This is a genomic window from Cupriavidus sp. GA3-3 (genome assembly GCF_000389805.1).
GTDB lineage: Bacteria > Pseudomonadota > Gammaproteobacteria > Burkholderiales > Burkholderiaceae > Cupriavidus > Cupriavidus necator_D.
Window position 1 is genome coordinate 1 of the sequence record NZ_KB944474.1, and the last position, 16,453, is coordinate 16,453.

At 67.4% G+C, this 16,453-nt stretch carries 17 protein-coding genes; 6 read left to right on the plus strand and 11 right to left on the minus strand.

What is annotated here, in order from left to right:
- The 4 genes from C265_RS11990 to moaA all read left to right on the plus strand — a co-directional run.
- A partial coding sequence (locus C265_RS11990) for an FUSC family protein (RefSeq protein WP_010814448.1) occupies positions 1–344 on the plus strand: 344 nt, incomplete at its 5' end.
- Positions 331–543 (plus strand): DUF1656 domain-containing protein, encoded by a 213-nt coding sequence (locus C265_RS11995; protein ID WP_010814449.1) that lies wholly within the window; start codon positions 331–333, stop codon positions 541–543. The genes C265_RS11990 and C265_RS11995, both read left to right, overlap by 14 nt.
- The gene (locus tag C265_RS12000; protein ID WP_010814450.1) at positions 540–1,373 is read left to right on the plus strand and encodes an HlyD family secretion protein; all 834 of its coding nucleotides are present in this window, start codon (positions 540–542) and stop codon (positions 1,371–1,373) included. Before C265_RS11995 ends, C265_RS12000 begins: the two co-directional genes overlap by 4 nt.
- A gap of 148 nt (positions 1,374–1,521) precedes the next feature.
- Positions 1,522–2,622 (plus strand): GTP 3',8-cyclase MoaA, encoded by a 1,101-nt coding sequence (gene moaA / locus C265_RS12005; protein ID WP_010814451.1) that lies wholly within the window; start codon positions 1,522–1,524, stop codon positions 2,620–2,622.
- A gap of 24 nt (positions 2,623–2,646) precedes the next feature.
- Here the strand turns inward: moaA and C265_RS12010 are convergent, their stop codons facing one another.
- From C265_RS12010 to C265_RS12035, 6 genes are all read right to left on the minus strand, one after another.
- Positions 2,647–2,913 carry an Rrf2 family transcriptional regulator gene (locus C265_RS12010; RefSeq protein ID WP_010814452.1) on the minus strand — a complete coding sequence of 89 codons (267 nt, stop codon included), beginning with the start codon at positions 2,911–2,913 and terminating at the stop codon, positions 2,647–2,649.
- Positions 2,900–4,354, minus strand: coding sequence for a PLP-dependent aminotransferase family protein (locus C265_RS12015; protein ID WP_011617257.1), 1,455 nt, complete (start codon positions 4,352–4,354; stop codon positions 2,900–2,902). Before C265_RS12015 ends, C265_RS12010 begins: the two co-directional genes overlap by 14 nt.
- 69 nt (positions 4,355–4,423) lie before the next feature.
- Positions 4,424–5,635, minus strand: coding sequence for a molybdopterin molybdotransferase MoeA (locus C265_RS12020; protein WP_010814454.1), 1,212 nt, complete (start codon positions 5,633–5,635; stop codon positions 4,424–4,426).
- Complete coding sequence (gene fdhD, locus C265_RS12025) at positions 5,629–6,474, minus strand: formate dehydrogenase accessory sulfurtransferase FdhD (RefSeq protein WP_010814455.1); 846 nt, start codon at positions 6,472–6,474, stop codon at positions 5,629–5,631. Before fdhD ends, C265_RS12020 begins: the two co-directional genes overlap by 7 nt.
- 134 nt (positions 6,475–6,608) lie before the next feature.
- Positions 6,609–8,936, minus strand: coding sequence for an FdhF/YdeP family oxidoreductase (locus C265_RS12030; protein WP_010814456.1), 2,328 nt, complete (start codon positions 8,934–8,936; stop codon positions 6,609–6,611).
- Positions 8,937–9,085: 149 nt separating this feature from the next.
- Entirely contained in the window at positions 9,086–9,994 is a 909-nt protein-coding gene (locus tag C265_RS12035) for a LysR family transcriptional regulator (RefSeq protein ID WP_010814457.1), read from the minus strand.
- A gap of 152 nt (positions 9,995–10,146) precedes the next feature.
- Between C265_RS12035 and C265_RS12040 the strand changes: the two genes are divergently transcribed.
- Complete coding sequence (locus C265_RS12040; protein WP_010814458.1) at positions 10,147–11,328, plus strand: M20 aminoacylase family protein; 1,182 nt, start codon at positions 10,147–10,149, stop codon at positions 11,326–11,328.
- A 26-nt stretch (positions 11,329–11,354) separates the two neighbouring features.
- Entirely contained in the window at positions 11,355–12,365 is a 1,011-nt protein-coding gene (locus C265_RS12045) for a tripartite tricarboxylate transporter substrate binding protein (RefSeq protein WP_010814459.1), read from the plus strand.
- A gap of 21 nt (positions 12,366–12,386) precedes the next feature.
- Here C265_RS12045 and C265_RS12050 read toward each other — a convergent pair whose 3' ends face one another.
- The 5 genes from C265_RS12050 to C265_RS12070 all read right to left on the minus strand — a co-directional run bounded on the left by C265_RS12050 (position 12,387) and on the right by C265_RS12070 (position 16,420).
- Positions 12,387–13,160: a dienelactone hydrolase family protein gene (locus tag C265_RS12050; protein ID WP_010814460.1), complete on the minus strand. Its 774-nt coding sequence runs from the start codon at positions 13,158–13,160 to the stop codon at positions 12,387–12,389.
- An 80-nt stretch (positions 13,161–13,240) separates the two neighbouring features.
- Positions 13,241–14,053 (minus strand): helix-turn-helix domain-containing protein, encoded by an 813-nt coding sequence (locus C265_RS12055; protein WP_010814461.1) that lies wholly within the window; start codon positions 14,051–14,053, stop codon positions 13,241–13,243.
- Between the two features lie 62 nt (positions 14,054–14,115).
- On the minus strand, positions 14,116–14,772 hold the full coding sequence (locus C265_RS12060) for a methionine ABC transporter permease (RefSeq protein WP_010814462.1): 657 nt from the start codon (positions 14,770–14,772) through the stop codon (positions 14,116–14,118).
- The gene (locus tag C265_RS12065; protein ID WP_037024216.1) at positions 14,753–15,586 is read right to left on the minus strand and encodes a methionine ABC transporter ATP-binding protein; all 834 of its coding nucleotides are present in this window, start codon (positions 15,584–15,586) and stop codon (positions 14,753–14,755) included. Before C265_RS12065 ends, C265_RS12060 begins: the two co-directional genes overlap by 20 nt.
- 9 nt (positions 15,587–15,595) lie before the next feature.
- Positions 15,596–16,420, minus strand: coding sequence for a MetQ/NlpA family ABC transporter substrate-binding protein (locus C265_RS12070; protein ID WP_010814464.1), 825 nt, complete (start codon positions 16,418–16,420; stop codon positions 15,596–15,598).
- Positions 16,421–16,453: the final 33 nt, after the last annotated feature.

The window sequence follows — 16,453 nt, forward strand, 5'->3', positions numbered from 1 at the left end:
CCCGCCGCAACAATGCCAGCGGCAGGCACGCCGGCAGCGCCGTTGCCGACTTCCTGGTCGAATCCGCCGCGCTCGCGCTGCGGCGCGCCCCCGCTGGCGTGCCTGCGCCGCACCGCCGTGCCGTGGAGCGCGTGCTGGCCGGCGTGGCACGCCACTACCGCCAGTGCGCGCGCGCCGGCCATGCCAGCCCGCCCGCTCCGGCACTGGCGGCGCAGATCGACGCGGCCTTCGCGGCGCTGGCCTCGTCGGCGCACGGCAGCCCCCGCACGGCGCTGGCGGTACTGGCCACCCTGCGGCTGGCCCTGTATCCGCCTACCGAAGGAGAGCCCCATGCACGCCACTGAGTTCGACCTGTACGGCGTCTTCGTGCCGGCCACCGTGGTGTGGATGCTGGCCGCGTTCGCGGTGACCGCCGGCGTGCGCGCCGTGCTCGCCCGGATCGGCTTCTACCGCATCGTCTGGCACCGGTCCTTGTTCAATTTCTCGCTCTATATCCTTGTACTGGGCGCGCTCGTCGCGCTCCTCTGGCAGGCCCCATCATGATTCGCAAGCTTTCGCTGCTCGGCCCCGTTGCGGTGACCCTGGCGGCCGTGGTCGCAGCGGCGCTGACCGCCTGGCATTTGTGGCAGTACTACACCGAGGCGCCCTGGACCCGCGACGGCCATGTGCGCGCAGAAGTGATCCAGGTCGCGCCGGACGTGTCCGGCCTGGTCACTGCCGTGTTCGTCGGCGACAACGCCCGGGTGCAACGCGGCCAGGTCCTGTTCGTGGTGGACCAGGAGCGCTTCAGCCTGGCCCTGAAACAGGCCCAGGCCGAGGCCGCGTCGGCGCGCGCCGCGCTGGCACTGGGCCGGCGCCAGGCGGCGAACGCGGCCGCCGTGGCCGCCGTGGCCGCCGCGCAGGCGCGCATCGACGAAGCCGATGCCGCGGTGGACGTGGCCAGGCTCAACCTGGCCCGCTGCCGCGTGACCAGCCCGGTCGACGGCCATGCCAGCGACCGCCTGCCGCGCGTCGGCGACTTTGCCACCCGCGGCAGGCCGGCCCTGTCGGTGGTGGCCAGCGGCTCGCAGTACGTGGAAGGCTATTTCGAGGAAACCAAGCTGCCCGCGATCCGCGTCGGCAGCGCCGCCGAAGTGCATATCATGGGCCAGCGCACTCCCTTGCGCGGACATGTGCAGAGCATTGCGCCCGGCATCGAGGACCAGGACCGCGCCATCGGGCCCAACATGCTGCCCAGCGTCAACCCGACCTTCAACTGGGTGCGCCTGGCCCAGCGCATACCGGTGCGAATCGCACTGGACCAGGTACCCGCCGGGGTCCACCTGATCGCCGGCCAGACCGCGACGGTGCGCATCCGGGCGCCGCGCGAATGAGGCGCCCCGACGCAGCCATACCGGCCCCGCCGGAACTGTTCTGCTTCCGCTCGTGCCGATTTGTACGCCTGCCGGGCGGCGATCGGTCCCTACCATGGAGGGCATGGCATGCGCCATGCCCTACCCCATTGCCCCCGGGAGATTCGCCATGCAAGCAGCGCTTGTGCAAGAAATGCCCGCCGCCCGCAGTCTTGAGGCGCCCGAGCCGGACCACGCATCACCCGCCTGCCGGGACCAGCTGGGCCGTCCGCTGCGCGACCTGCGGCTCTCGGTGATCGACCAGTGCAACTTCCGCTGCACCTACTGCATGCCCAAGGAGCGCTTCGGGCGCGACTATCCGTTCCTGTCACCTGAGCAGCGCCTGTCCGATGCGGAACTGCTGCGCATCGTGCGCGCCTTTGTCGACCTGGGCGTTGAGAAAGTGCGCCTGACCGGCGGCGAGCCGCTGCTGCGCAAGGGCATCGAGTCGCTGGTCGAACGCATTGCGGCCATGCGTACCCTCGATGGCCGGCAGGTGGAAGTGGCCATGACCACCAACGGCAGCCTGCTGGCCCGCAAGGCGCGTTCGCTGCGCGACGCAGGCCTGGGCCGGGTCACGGTCAGCCTGGACAGCCTGGACGACCAGATCTTCCGCGCCATGAACGATGTCGATTTCCCGGTCGGGCGCGTGCTGGAGGGCATCGACGCGGCCATCGCGGCGGGCCTGGCACCAGTCAAGGTCAACTGCGTGGTCGAGCGCGGCACCAACGACGCGCAGGTGCTGCCGCTGGTGGAGCACTTCCGTGGCAGCGACGTCACGCTGCGCTTTATCGAATATATGGATGTGGAAGGCCCGAGCGGCTGGTCACAGTCACGCGTCGTCCCGTCCGACGAGATCCGCGGCATGGTCGAGCGCGCGCATGCGCTGCTGCCGGTCACCCGGCGCGACGGCGAAACCGCCAGCAACTACCTGCTGGCGGATGGCAGCCTGAAGCTGGGTTTTATCTCCAGCGTTTCGCACCCGTTCTGCGGCGATTGCACCCGCGCACGCGTTTCGGTCGACGGTCGGCTTTACCTGTGCCTGTTCGCCACCAGCTCTGTCGACCTGCGCCAGCACCTGGGTGCCGCGCGCCCCGATGAAGCCGTTGCGGACGCGGTCCGGCAAGCCTGGCAGGCCCGCGGCGACCGCTACTCCGAGCTGCGCGCGGACCGGCTGGCCAGCGGCAAGCGCCAGTACCCGACGGTGCGCATGTCGCTGGTCGGCGGCTGAGCCGCGGGCGCGGCTTTCGGCCACTCAGTCAGGATTCGGGAAAGCCTGCGCGGCAAGCTCCGCGCCGGCTGGTGTCAGGCTCGCGTGACCGCGGCCTTCCTCGTCGATCGCCACGTCCGCCAGTCCGGCGGCCTGCAGTTGCGTCAACACGCGCCGCAGCACGCTCATTGGCAGCTGGGCCCGCTTCGCGATCTTGGCGAGCGACCAGGGGCTGCCGCCGCCCTCGCGCCCAGCCTGCCACAGGACCTGGAGCGCCGCGACCATGGCGGGATCGATATCAGCGTCTTGCATGCTCTTCCTCGCCGGGTTCCCGGCTGCGCGCCAGCAGGTGCTGCGCGATCCTGCCCAGCGTCTGCACGGCGGACTCGATGCCGGGCGACCATTCCCCGCTGTAGTTCAGCCGGATGCAATGGCGGTAAGTGGCCCCGGGCGCAAACATATGCCCGGGCGCGATGGTGATGCGGTGCTCCAGCGCGGCGTGGTACATCTCCATCGCATCGATGCCCTCCGGCAGCTGCACCCACAGCACATAGCCTCCCGCAGGGCGCGACGGGGTGGTGCCGTCCGGGAAGAACCTGCGCACCGCGGCGGCCATGATGTTGGCCTGCTGTGCATAGGCCTTGCGCACCCGCCGCAGGTGGAAGTCGTAGCCGTCGTTCTTCAGGAACTCGGCAATCGCCAGCTGCGGAATGGCGGGCGTGGTCAGCGTGTTGAGGAACTTGAGCCGTTCCACCGCCTCGCGGTAGCGGCCCGGCAGCGCCCAGCCGATCCGGTAGGCATTGGTCAGCGTCTTGGAGAACGAGGAGCAATGCAGCACGATGCCGGCCTTGTCAAACGCCTTCAATGAACTGGGATGGGCCTCGCCGTAATAGAGCTCGCCGTAGACGTCGTTCTCGATGACGGGGATGTCCTTCTCGGTCAGCATGGCCACCAGCGCGCGCTTCTTCTCATCGGGCATCTGGAAGCCGAGCGGGTTCTGGAAATTGGGCATCACCATGCAGGCGGCCACGCCCTTTTCATCGATCAGCCGCGCCAGCTCGCCAATGTCGATGCCTTCCACCGGATCGGTCGCCACCTCGATGGCGCGCATGCCCAGCCGCTCGATAGCATGGAGCATGGCGTAGAAGGTTGGCGACTCCACTGCGATGGTATCGCCCGGCCTGGCCACCGCCTGCAGGCAGAGGTTGATGGCCTCGGTCGCGCCGATGGTGACGATCACCTCGTTCGGATCGATGGCGTAGCCGTTCTCCAGGTAGCGGCGCGAGATCTGCCGGATCAGCTCGGGGCTGCCGGGCGGCAGGTCGTCGAGCATGGTCCACTTGGCATAGCGGCGCGCGATATTGTTGGCGTACTGGTTGATGCGCTGCCACGGAAACAGCGAAGGGTCCGGATAGGGCGAACCGAGCGGCACGGCATCATCGGAACGGATCGAACGCAGCGTGGAAAGCACCAGCGCGCTGACATCCACCGCCGAGGGCTTGGCACTGGGCCTGGACGGGCGCAGCTCGACCACCGGCTCGCCCGGCCGCGCGCGCACGAAATAGCCGGACTGCGGCCGGCTTTCGATGATGCCGCGGCTCTCCAGCAAGACGTAGGCCCGGATCACCGTGGTGATGCTCATGCGGTGGTGCTGGCTGGTCTGCCGCACCGAGGGAATCCGCTCGCCGGGCAACAGCACCCCCTGCTGCACCAATGCTTCTATGTCCGCAGCCAGCTTTTCATATAGTTTCACGCTGCGCTCCCCTTCCCGTGTCCCTTGCGCCCGGCCGGTGCCTGGTCCGGCCCTTGCGCCGGGCTGCTGTCAGCTGAGCCAACGATGAAGATCATAGTACGGCAGGGGCACATTTTGGAGTTGTCCGGCGCATTGGGGTTCGACCCGCACAAAGCCGCTGGCCTGGCCGAGCGCCGACACCGAGGCGGCACCCTGCTGTGCATTGACCTGCACGAAGCTCTCGCGGCCGCCGAGGTTGCCGATTTCGCCCACGCGCCAGAAGGCATCGCCGCGGTGCGGGCGGGTGCCCGCCAGCGCCGCCCTGACCCGGCCTACCGGCGGGAACAGCTCCGCGCGCCCCTGCAGGCGGCGCAGCAGCGGCGTCACCAGCAGCGCGAAGGTGGCATAGGCCGCCGCCGGATTGCCGGGCAGGCATGCTACGGGCTTGCCGCGCAGGCGCCCCACCGTGACCGGCTTGCCGGGCTTCATGTTGACGCCACGGCAAAGCAGCTCGCCGCCTGCCGAAGCCAGCGCCGCCGCGACCAGGTCGCGCTGGCCGACCGAGGCACCGCCGGTGACCAGCACTAGGTCGGCGTCGGCGGCAAGTTCCCGCAGCATGTCGTGCAAGGCGCGCTCGTCGTCCTGCACGTGGCGGTGGCAACTGACCACGGCGCCCATCGACTGCACCAGCGACTCGAGCATCGGGCCATTGACGTCATGCACCTGGTACACGTCGCGCGGCTCGTCGTGCGCCGCCACCTCGTCGCCCGAAGTCAGGATGGCCACCTCCACCAGCCGGCAGACCGTGGCCTCCGTCAGTCCCTGCGACGCCAGCGCGGCAATATGCCCCGCATGCAGCAGGGTTCCCGCCGACAGCAGCAGGTCGCCCCGGCGGGCGTCCTCGCCCTTGCGCCGGATATGCTGGCCCGCCACGGGTGCGCGCGCGCAGACCACGCCGCGATAGGTTTCCTCGGCATCCTCCAGCGCGACCACGGCACCGGCGCCGGGTGGAATCACGCCGCCGGTGTAGATGCGGATGGCCTGGCCGGGCAACAGCGGCTGCGGCTGCGTGCCGGCGTAGACGACCTGCTGCAGCGGCAGGCAGGCGTCAGCGCGGCAGTCTTCACAGCGCACCGCATAGCCGTCCATGGCACTGCGGTCCGCCGCGGGCGTATCCATGACCGCGGCCACGTCGCCGGCCAGCACGCGGCCGGTCAGCAGGCCCAGCCACACGGTTTCGGTCTGCCGCACGGGCTCCGCGCACATCGCGAAGACCGCCTGCGCCTCGTCAAAGTTCAGCATGCTGCGCCTCCGCGGGCGGCATCCAGTGCGGCGCCGGTATAGTCGACATAACCATCCTGGCGGCAGAAGCTGAGCAGGCGCAGACCGGCCTGCTCGGCGATGCGTATCGCCAGCGAGGTCGGCGCCGAGATCGTCGCCAGCATCTGGATATTCATGCGCGCCACCTTGCGCACCAGTTCATAGCTGGCGCGGCTGGACAGCAGCACGAATCCGTCGTCCATCGCCACGCGCTGCATCGCCAGGTGGCCGATCAGCTTGTCCAGGCCGTTGTGGCGGCCCACATCCTCGAACACATGCAGGATCTCGCCGCCCGCATCGCACCAGGCCGCGGCGTGGACGCCCCCGGTGGCCTGCATCAGCCGCTGGTGCGACGGCAGCGCCGCGACCGCGCGCTCAATCATCTCGCGCGACGGCGTCAGCCGGGTGGCCGGCTCGGGCATGCGCGCCGGCTCCAGGTCGAGCAGCTCGATGCTCTCGATGCCGCAGACGCCGCAGCCGGTGCGCCCCGCCAGCGCGCGCCGGCGGGCCCGCATGGTGGCAAAGGCGTGCTCGCTGATCTCCATCTGCACCTCGGCGCCGTGCGGGTGCACGCGCACTTCCAGGTCGTGGATCTCGGCATTGCGCCCGACGATGCCCTCGGTCAGCGAGAAGCCGACCGCGAACGCCTCCAGGTCCAGCGGCGTGGCCATCATCACGGCGTGCGAGATGCCGTTGTACACCAGCGCCACCGGGAGTTCTTCCGCCACGTTGTCCGTGGCCGGCTGCACCAAGCAGTTTTTGTGCCGCACGATGCTGCGCGCTTCATAGCCTGTGTGTTCGACCAGTTCGGTGCATTCCATGGGATCTCTCGTAAAATTATGTGCAGCGCCCGCTTGCATGCTGACGGTTTGTTCCCCTCTCCCGCTTGCGGGAGAGGGGAACGTTCACGAGGGGTGTCAGTCGCTTGACGAGCGGTATTGCGCGCAGCGCGGGATCAGCTCGCCGCCGCGTTCTGGCGACGGGACGGCGTCAGCAACACCGGCACCGACTTCGACGTGGGCGTGCCGCAGCCATCGCCCGTGCTTTCCAGCGGCACCAGCGGATTGGTCTCGGGGTAGTACGCCCCCAGGCAGCCTTGCGGGATGTCGTATTCGACCAGCACGAAGTCCTCGACCTGGCGCTGCACGCCGTCGTCCCAGACACTGGTGATGTCCACGTGCTGGCCCGCCTTCAGGCCAAGCCGCGCCAGGTCAGCGGGGCTGATGAAGACCACCCGGCGCAGGCCGAACACGCCGCGGTAGCGGTCGTCCAGGCCATAGATCGTGGTGTTGTACTGGTCATGCGAGCGCGTCGTCATCATCACCATCAGCTTGTCGCCATACTTCTGGCGGGCCCGGCTGATGGGGGTGTCCTTGTCGATGCGGTTGACCAGGAACTGCGCCTTGCCCGACGGCGTATGCCAGACCCGGTTGCATGCCGCCGGCGTCAGGTGGAACCCGCCCGGCACCGCCACGCGCTCGTTGTAGCTCTCGAAGCCGTCGATCACCTGCTCGATGGCGTCGCGGATGCGGGCGTAGTCCTGCGCATACCAGAGCCAGTCGATCTTCTCCGAGCCCAGCGTGGCGGCCGCCATGCGCGCGACGATGGCAATCTCCGACAACAGGTGCGGCGACGCCGGTGCGTTCATGCCAAAGGAGATATGGACCATGCAGACCGAGTCCTCGACCGTCACGCCCTGCGCCACGCCGTCCTGCTGGTCGATCTCGGTGCGGCCCAGCGTCGGCAGGATCAACGACTCCCTGCCGTGCACCAGGTGGCTGCGGTTGAGCTTGGTGGCGATGTTCACGGTCAGGTCGCACTGGCGCAGGGCCTCGAAGGTGCGTGGCGTATCCGGCGTGGCGGTGGAGAAATTGCCGCCCAGTCCGACAAAGACCTTGACCTTGCCCTCGAGCATCGCCGAGATGGTGTGGACCACATCATAGCCATGCTTGCGCGGCGGCTCGAAGCCGAAGGCGGCCTGCAGGCGGTCCAGGAATTCCGGCTCGGGCTTCTCTTCGATACCCACCGTGCGGTCGCCCTGCACGTTCGAATGCCCGCGCACCGGCAGCAGCCCGGCGCCGGGGCGCCCGATGTTCCCGCGCATCATCATCAGGTTGGACAGGATCTGCACCGTCGGCACAGAGTGCTTATGCTGCGTCAGGCCCATGCCCCAGCAGGCGATCACGCGCTTGCCCTTGGCGTAGACCTGGGTCAAAGCATCGATGTCTTCCTGCGACACGCCCGACTCGGCGACGATGTCGGCCCAGCTCTCCGCGCGCAGGTCTTCGATGAAGTCGCCGTAGCCGATGGTGTGCTCGCGCACGAAATCCACGTCGATCAGGCGCTCGCGGCCGTGCCGGATGGCCTCTTGGTCGAGTTCGTCCAGGCGCTTGGCCATGCCCTTGATCAAGGCAAAGTCGCCGCCCAGCTTGGGCTGCACGAACATCGAGGCGATCTTGGTGCTGGAGCCGGTCAGCATCTCCACCGGGTGCTGCGGGCTGGTGAAGCGCTCCACGCCGCGTTCGCGCAGCGGGTTGATCGAAACGATGGTGGCGCCGCGCCGCGCGCATTCGCGCAGCTCGCCCAGCATGCGCGGATGGTTGGTGGCCGCGTTGTGGCCGAACAGCAGGATGGTGTCGGCATGCTCGAAATCATCCAGCACCACGGTGGCCTTGCCCACGCCGATGGTCGGCGGCAGGCCCCGGCTGGTGGCCTCGTGGCACATGTTCGAGCAGTCGGGGAAGTTGTTGGTGCCATAGGCACGCACGAACAGCTGGTAGAGGAATGCGGCCTCGTTGCTGGCGCGCCCCGACGTATAGAATGCGGCCTGGTTCGGGTCCGGCAGCGCGCGCAGGTGGCGCCCGATCAGCGCAAAGGCCTCGTCCCAGGCGATCGCACGGTACTTGTCGGTCTGCGCGTCATAGACCATGGGGTGCGTCAGCCGCCCGTGCTGCTCAAGCTCATAGTCCGTCTGCGCCATCAGCGACGTCACCGTGTGCTGCGCAAAGAACTCGGGGGTCACGCGCATGCTGGTGGACTCGGCGGCCACGGCCTTGACGCCGTTCTCGCAGAACTCGAAGGTGGAGGCGTGCTGCCGGTCCGGCCAGGCACAGCCGGGGCAGTCGAAGCCATCGGCCTGGTTCTGCTTGAACAGCATCTTGTACTTGCCACCGGCAACCTTCTCCTTGATCAGGTTGATGGCAACGTACTTCAACGCACCCCAGCCGGCGGCGGGGTGGGTGTAGGGGGCGATGTGGCCTTTTTCAGGGGTCGGGGAGCTCATTGGCGTGGTGTCCTGTAACGACGGGGGCGCTGTCCGGCGGCCTGCCAGTGCTGCGGCGGGGACCGGATCGTTGCGGTGTCACCAGATTAGATTTCCCGGGTGCCCCCGGGTACATACAAAGGGGCGCTTGCCCGGGGAGCACAGTTGCTTCAGACCAGCGGGAACGCCTTCACCACATGCCGCAGCAGGCTGTCGGCCACCGGGGACAGGTGCCGGCCGGTCCGGGTGATGATGTGGATGCGGCTGTTGTTCAGGATGGGATTTGCCAGCGGCAGCGACACCAGTTGCCTGAACTGCGGCTCCTTCAGCGCCACCGAGCGTGCCGTCATGATGTAGCCCAGCCCCATCGCTGCATATTCCCACAGCACCTTGAACGAGTTGGTGACAAGCATCGGCTTCAGGGTGACGTGCTCGTCCAGCTCCGCCGCCTGGATATGCTTGCGCACACCAAACGATTCCGTCAGCGCCGCTCCCTGGTGCGGCGCCAGGTCCGCCAGCGTCAGTGCGCGGCGCTTGCGCGCCAGCGGGTGGTCTTTACGCACATGCACGCGGATCGGCGACAGCCGTGAATAGTGCGAGCGCAGGCGCACATCGTCGGGCGGCTGAAAGACGAAGCCGACATGCGCCAGGTCCTCCAGGATATGCCGGACCGTTTCATCGGTGCCGGCCACCTGGATGCTGCAGCTCACGTCGGGATGCTTGCGCAGGAAGCCCTGCAGCACGGGCTCCAGCACCAGGTCGACGAAGCCTTCGCCAAAGACCAGCTCCACGTGGCCGCGCCGCGCATTCTTCAGGTTGTTGACCTCGGCCAGGAAGGTATCGTTCAGGTCCTGCTGGCGCCGGGCAAACAGCGCCAGCAGGCGCCCGGCATCGGTGGCGACAACACCCCGGCCGCGCCGCTCAAGCAAAGTCAGCCCGGTTTCCTGCTCCAGTTTCGCCACGGCGCGGCTCACTACGGACGGGTCCAGCTCAAGCACCTCGGCCGCGCCGCGCACCGTGCCGGTCTCGATGATCTGCAGCAAGCACAGCGCCCGCTTGCGGTCCAGCACATCTTCCATGTCTTCCTCCTCTGGCTCGTGCCGCCGCCTCAGGACGGCAGCACGGACTTTTTAATGTTGCAAATTATGCAACGTTTCTGCCTCATCATTGTCATGGTTTCGGCAAGCGCCTGCGTGGAGAATGCTGTGGACGACCACGCTCCGATACCGCCATGAACCAGGCCCCGCTTGCCGAACTGCACCAATCCATCCAGACCCTGTCGCCGGAGTTCGTTGAGATCCGCCGAAAGATCCATGCGCACCCCGAACTGGCCTTTGAAGAGCGCCAGACCAGCGACCTGGTCGCCGGACGGCTGGCGGCATGGGGCTACGAGGTGCATCGCGGCATGGGCACCACCGGCGTCGTGGGCAGGCTAAGGAAGGGGCAAGGCAGCAAGGCGCTGGGCATCCGCGCCGACATGGACGCGCTGCCGATTCAGGAAAAGACCGGCCTTGACTACGCCAGCACCATCGCCGGCAAGATGCACGCCTGCGGCCATGACGGGCACACGGCGATCCTGCTGTGTGCCGCCAGGTACCTGTCCGAGTCCGTTGATTTCAATGGCACGCTCAACCTGATCTTCCAGCCGGCCGAGGAGAACGAAGGCGGTGCGCTGCGCATGCTGGACGATGGGCTGTTCGAGCAATTCCCCTGCGACGAAATCTATGCGCTGCACAATTCCCCGGGGCTGCCGGTCGGCCAGATCGGGGTCATCGCCGGCCCTGCCATGGCCTCGTTCGACCGCGCCACGGTCACGCTGCGCGGCCGCGGCGCCCATGGCGCCATGCCTCATCATGGCATCGACGCCATGCAGTGCGCCGCCAGCATCGTGCTTGGACTGCAATCGATCGTCAGCCGCGAGATCGATGCGCTCAAGTCCGCGGTCATTACCGTAGGCTCCATCCAGGCTGGCACCACCTACAACGTCGTGCCCGACAGCGCAACGATCAAGATCGGCGTGCGCACGCTGGACCCGCAGGTGCGTACGCTGGTCGAAGCGCGCATCAGCGAATTTGTCGCCGCACAGGCCCAGAGCTTCCGGCTGCAATCCGAGGTCGTCTACGAACGCAAGTACCCGGTACTGGTCAACCACGACGCGCAGACCGAGCGCGCGCGCCAGGCCGCGATCCGGCTGGTGGGCGCGGACAACGTGGTCGAGCGCCCGCCGGTGATGGGCAGCGAAGACTTCGCCTACATGCTGGAGCACCGGCCCGGTGCCTACATCCGGCTCGGCAACGGCCTGGGCGAGGATGGTGGTTGCATGGTCCACAACCCCCTGTACGACTTCAATGACAAGGCCCTGCCTGTCGGCGCCGCATTCTGGGCGCACCTGACGCAAAGCTATCTGGTTTGAACAACAATTCTTCGGGGACATCCACCATGGCTTCACTGAACCGCCGCCGCTTCCTTCAATATGCCGGTGTTTCCGCCGGCACCTCCGTGCTGGCCAGCCTGCCGGCCTTTGCCGCAGACAACTTCCCCGCCAAGTCGCTGTCCCTGGTGGTCCCCTACCCGGCCGGCGGTGCCAGCGACACTTCGGCGCGCATCTTCGGGGAATCCATCAGCAAGAGCGTCGGGCAGCAGGTGGTCGTCGAGAACTACGGCGGCGGCACCGGGCTGATCGGCGCCAACAAGGTGCTGGGCGCACCGGCCGATGGCTACACCTTCTTCCACGGCTCGATCAACGAGGTCTTCCTGGCTCCCATGCTCAACCCGGCGGCGCGCTACAAGCCGCAGGACTTCCAGCTGGCCGCGCCCATCAGCGACGCCAACATCGTGCTGATGGTCAGGAACGGCATTGCCGTGGATACCCTGGACAATTTCCTGGACTATGCGAAGAAAAGCAAGGGGAAACCGCTGACCTACGCCACGGTCGGCATCGACTCCATCTATCACCTCATGGGCGATGCGCTGGCTGCCCGGCTCGGCGTGCCCTTCCTGCACGTGCCGTACAAGGGCGGCGCTCCAGCGCTGCAAGGCCTTGCCGGCGGGGAGGTCGACTTTGCCATCCTGCCCTACCAGTCCAGTTTCGACAGCATGCAGCAACAGGGCCGGCTGAAGGTGCTGAGCAGCTTCGCCAAGGCCCTGCCCCCGGCGCTCAAGCATATTCCGCTGATCTCGCAAAGCCGGCTGGTGCCCGACTTCGAGTACTCGATCGGCGGCGGCTACTTCGTCAGGCAGGGCACGCCCGCCAGCCGGGTGGCAGTGCTGCGCAAGGCGATTGGCGAAGCCCTGGCCAAGCCCGAGATCCGGGCCAAGCTCGAAGCCGAGGGACGTACGGTCGCACAGCCGATCAACAGCCAGGAGCAGGCGAATCAGGTCTTCGACCAGTACCTGGGACGTGTCACGCAACTGATCCGGAACGTGGGCCGCAAGACCAACGCGTCCTGAAGTCATGTCGCAGCGCGCGCCTTAGCTGGCCGGCCAGGCTGCCTTGGGTGACACACCCGGGGCAAGCCGTTCCGCCAGGAAGGCCTGCATTGCCGCCCAGGACCGGCGGTCCGCCGCCGCATCATAGGCAATGCCACGATCCGGAAGATTCGCCCCCTCGAACGTGAATGCATGCAGGGCATGGCCATAGGCATGCAGCTGCCAGTCGGCGCCGGCGCCGGTCAGCTCCCCTGCAATGCCGAGAACATCGTTCGGCGGCGCGACCGGGTCTTCCCAACCATGCAGGAGCAGGATGCTGGAAGTGATGGGTGCTTGCGGGCCGATCCGCGGCGGTTGAAGCACCCCGTGGAAGCTGACGGTAGCCAGCAGGTTCGGCGGGGCCGCGCGCGCCAGGTCCAGGGCGCACAGGCCGCCGAAGCAATACCCAAGCGCAGCCATCCGCTTCGCATCGACCCCGGGAAACCTGGTGGCCGCATCGAACCCGGCCAGCAGGCGCCGGCGCAACAAGCGGCGATCGGCCATCATCGGGCCCATGAGATGCGCGTTGTCTCCCAGCTCGTCACCACGGACGCCCTTGCCGTACACGTCTGCGGCAAAGCAGATGTAGCCCAATGCCGCAAGCCGGTCGGCGCAGCAGCGCATCGCGGCGTTGAGTCCGCTCCATTCGTGGGCCAGCAGCACGCACGGCGTGCGTTGGGCCAGCCCGGCGGGCCGCGCTACATACCCTTCGAAGACAGTCGTGCCATCCGTGTATTCGACCAACGATTGTTCCAGCGGCAGATTCCCAGCGTCCATAGCATTCTCCTTTTGAGCCGCCAGCATGCGGCAGGCGGGGAACGCTGTATTGAACGTTTGGGACGCCAGGTGTTGCGTCGTCAGAGATAGAAGGCCGGGGCATCGTCTGGCAGGCGTCCGAAGTACTCGGCGAGCGGCGATGGCCCGTTGCGCGCATAGTCGCCCGGCGTCTGGGCCAGGCGCCGCCGCCAGCTCCGTATCTGATGTGGCTGATCGCTATAGCCTGACAGCGCGTCGCCCGCGCCGCGCTGCACCGCCTGGATGCTGGACTGCAGTCGCTCCAGGTCCATCAACTGCTTGGGGCCAACGCCAAGGTGCCGCTCGAACCAGCGGTTCAGCTGGCGCCGGTTGACGGCGGTCAGGCTGGCGACTTCCTGCACTTGCCGTCCCTGGCGCAGCAGCGCATGCGCCGCCCTGATCGTCGCCAGTTCCGCAGCCGGCCGGATAGCCGTCATGCGTCGCAGCAACCACGCGTCCAGCTGGCAGGCAACCCTCGCCGGGGTCCAGGCGGCGCTCAGGTCGGCGCTGAGCGCATGGGTCGCGCCATCGCCAAGGTATCCGGCCAGGTCCAGCAGCTGATCCTTGCAGTCCGGCCCGATGCCGGGGAACAGCCGCGCCAGGCCCGCGCCACTCAGCATCGCCATGACGAAATAGGTGTCCGGCCACGACCGCCATTGCCGGCTGGTCGACTGGAAGCCCAGCAGCGACACCTGCGGCACGGTCGGGCCGCCCTCCATCGCGTTCGGGCGTCCGAAGTTGATCGAGAGCACCGACCCCGGGTACGGGCAGGTCACGATCCGCCTGCCCGCGTAAACACCCGCCAGGTCCTCGACGAACCAGTAGCCGTTGACGTAGGGCGCCAGGGCGGCGCAAGGAGCAATCACCTGGAACATAGCGGACGTGTCGTGGCATGCGCCGGAAACAGGACAGCCGTACCTTTATCACAAAGCGTCGACTAGCGCCGGTGGTCGAACCGCCGCGCCAGCCGTTCACCGGCAAACTGCACCAGCGTGACCAGCGTCACCAGGATCGCGATCACATGGAACATCACGGCGGTCTCGTAGCGTTCGTAGCCATAGCGGATCGCCAGATCACCCAGCCCGCCGGCGCCGACCGCGCCCGCCATCGCCGACGAACCGATCATGGCGATCACGGTCACGGTGGCGCCGCCGATGATCGCGGGCATCGCCTCCGGCAGCAGCACGTGGCGCACGATATGCCAGCGGCGGCATCCCATGGCTCGGGCCGCCTCGACAAGCCCCGGGTCGATCTCATTGAGTGCAACCTGCGAGATGCGCGCGAAGAACGGTATCAGGTGGGCGCTCAGCGGCACCACCGCCGCCCACGTGCCCATGGTGGTGCCGACGATCATGCGCGTCACCGGAAGCATCGCGACCAGCAGGATGATGAAGGGAATCGAGCGGAACATGTTCACCAGCACCGACAAGCTCCGGTGCAGCCGCGGCCGCGGCGCCAGGCCGCCGGGAGCGGTCATGGTGAGCACGAGGGCCAGCACCATGCCGGCAGCGAACACCACGGCGCACGCGCTGGTGGTCATCAGCAGGGTCTCGCCCAGTGCCTTGAAATACTTGTCAGCCATTGGCAACAGCACGATGTGCAGTCTCCTGTCTGGTTGTGTCCGGCACGGCGGCCATGCGGTGCCGCAATGGCCGCAGCAGCGCGATGGTGGCTTCCGCGTGCGGCTCGGCAAACACCTTCCAGACGGGGCCATGCTCGATGACGTGGCCGTGGTCGAGCACCAGCACGCGGTCGCAGGCTTCACTGATCACCGCCATGTCGTGCGTGATCAGCACCACGGTCAGCCCCAGCCGCTGGTTGATGTCGCGCAGCAGCGCCAGGATCTGTTCAGTGGTCTCCGGGTCCAGCGCGGAAGTGGCCTCATCGCACAGCAGGATCTCGGGCCGGTGCACCAGCGCACGGGCGATGCCCACGCGCTGCTTCTGCCCGCCGGACAGCATCGCGGGATAGGCACGCGCCTTGTCGGTCAGCCCGACCAGGTCCAGCAGCTCCATCACACGGACCGCGATCTCGTGGCGCGGCACACCCGCCACGCGCAGCGGCAGCGCGACGTTGTCGAATACGGTCTTGGCCGACAGCAGGTTGAAGTGCTGGAAGATCATGCCGATCCGGCGCCGCAGCGTCACCAGCCCGTTCTCGTCCAGCAGGCCGATATCGGTGCCGTCGATGCGGACGTGGCCGGTGTCGGGACGCTCCAGCATGTTGATGGTACGCAACAGCGTCGACTTGCCGGCGCCGCTGCGGCCGATGATGCCGAAGCGCTCGCCGCGGCCAATGGTGAAGGAAATATCGGCCAGCGCGGGGGCGCCTGCCCCCGCGTAGGTCTTGCCGATCCCCGCGAACACGATATGCGGCGCGGATTCGCGCAACGGTAGGACAGCGTGCATGCTGGCTCGTCAGAAGGCAGGGATCACGGAACCCTGGTATTTGGTCTGGATGAACTTGCGCACCTCGTCGGACTGATAGGCCTTGACCAGCCGCGCGACCCACGGCGCGCCCTTGTCCTTCTCGCGCACGGCAATCACGTTCACGTACGGGTTGTGCTCCCTCTTTTCCACCGCGATGCCGTCGCGCGTGGCGATCAGGCCGGCCTGGTACGCAAAGGTATTGACGATGGCGGCCGCATCGACGTCTGGCAGCGCGCGCGGCAGCACCACCGAGGCGCTTTCCACGAACTCCAGCTTCCTCGGGTTGGCCGTGATGTCGGCCAGCGACGCCGTGCCGGTATAGGGATCGAAACCATCCTTGAGCTTGACCAGCCCGTGGTCGCGCAGGATCACCAGCGCGCGCGTCTGGTTGCTCGGGTCGTTCGGGATGCCGATGCGCGCGCCGTTGGGCAGCGCCTCCAGCGACTTGACTTTGCGCGAATAGAACGCGATCGGCGAGATCAGCGTATCGCCGACATTGACGATCTTGTAGCCCCGCTGCCGGACCTGGTCGCGCAGGAACGGGATGTGCTGGAAGGCATTGGCATCGAGGTCGCCATTGTTGAGGGCCTCGTTGGGGCTGGCGGTGCCGGTGATGACGATGGTCTGCACCTTCAGCCCCTGCTTGTCGGCGACGCGCGTCACCACTTCCCAGATCTCTTCGTCGACCCCGCCGCGCACGCCGACCTTGAGTGGCCGGTCGCTGGCTTGCGCGTGGGCGTTGCCGATGGAGAGCGTGGCAAGCGCCGTCAGCGCGGCGAGTGCGAGGGTGGCAAGGAAAGGGCGTCGTGTCATGGCAGGTGGGCAGTGATAAGGAAGGACCAGTCT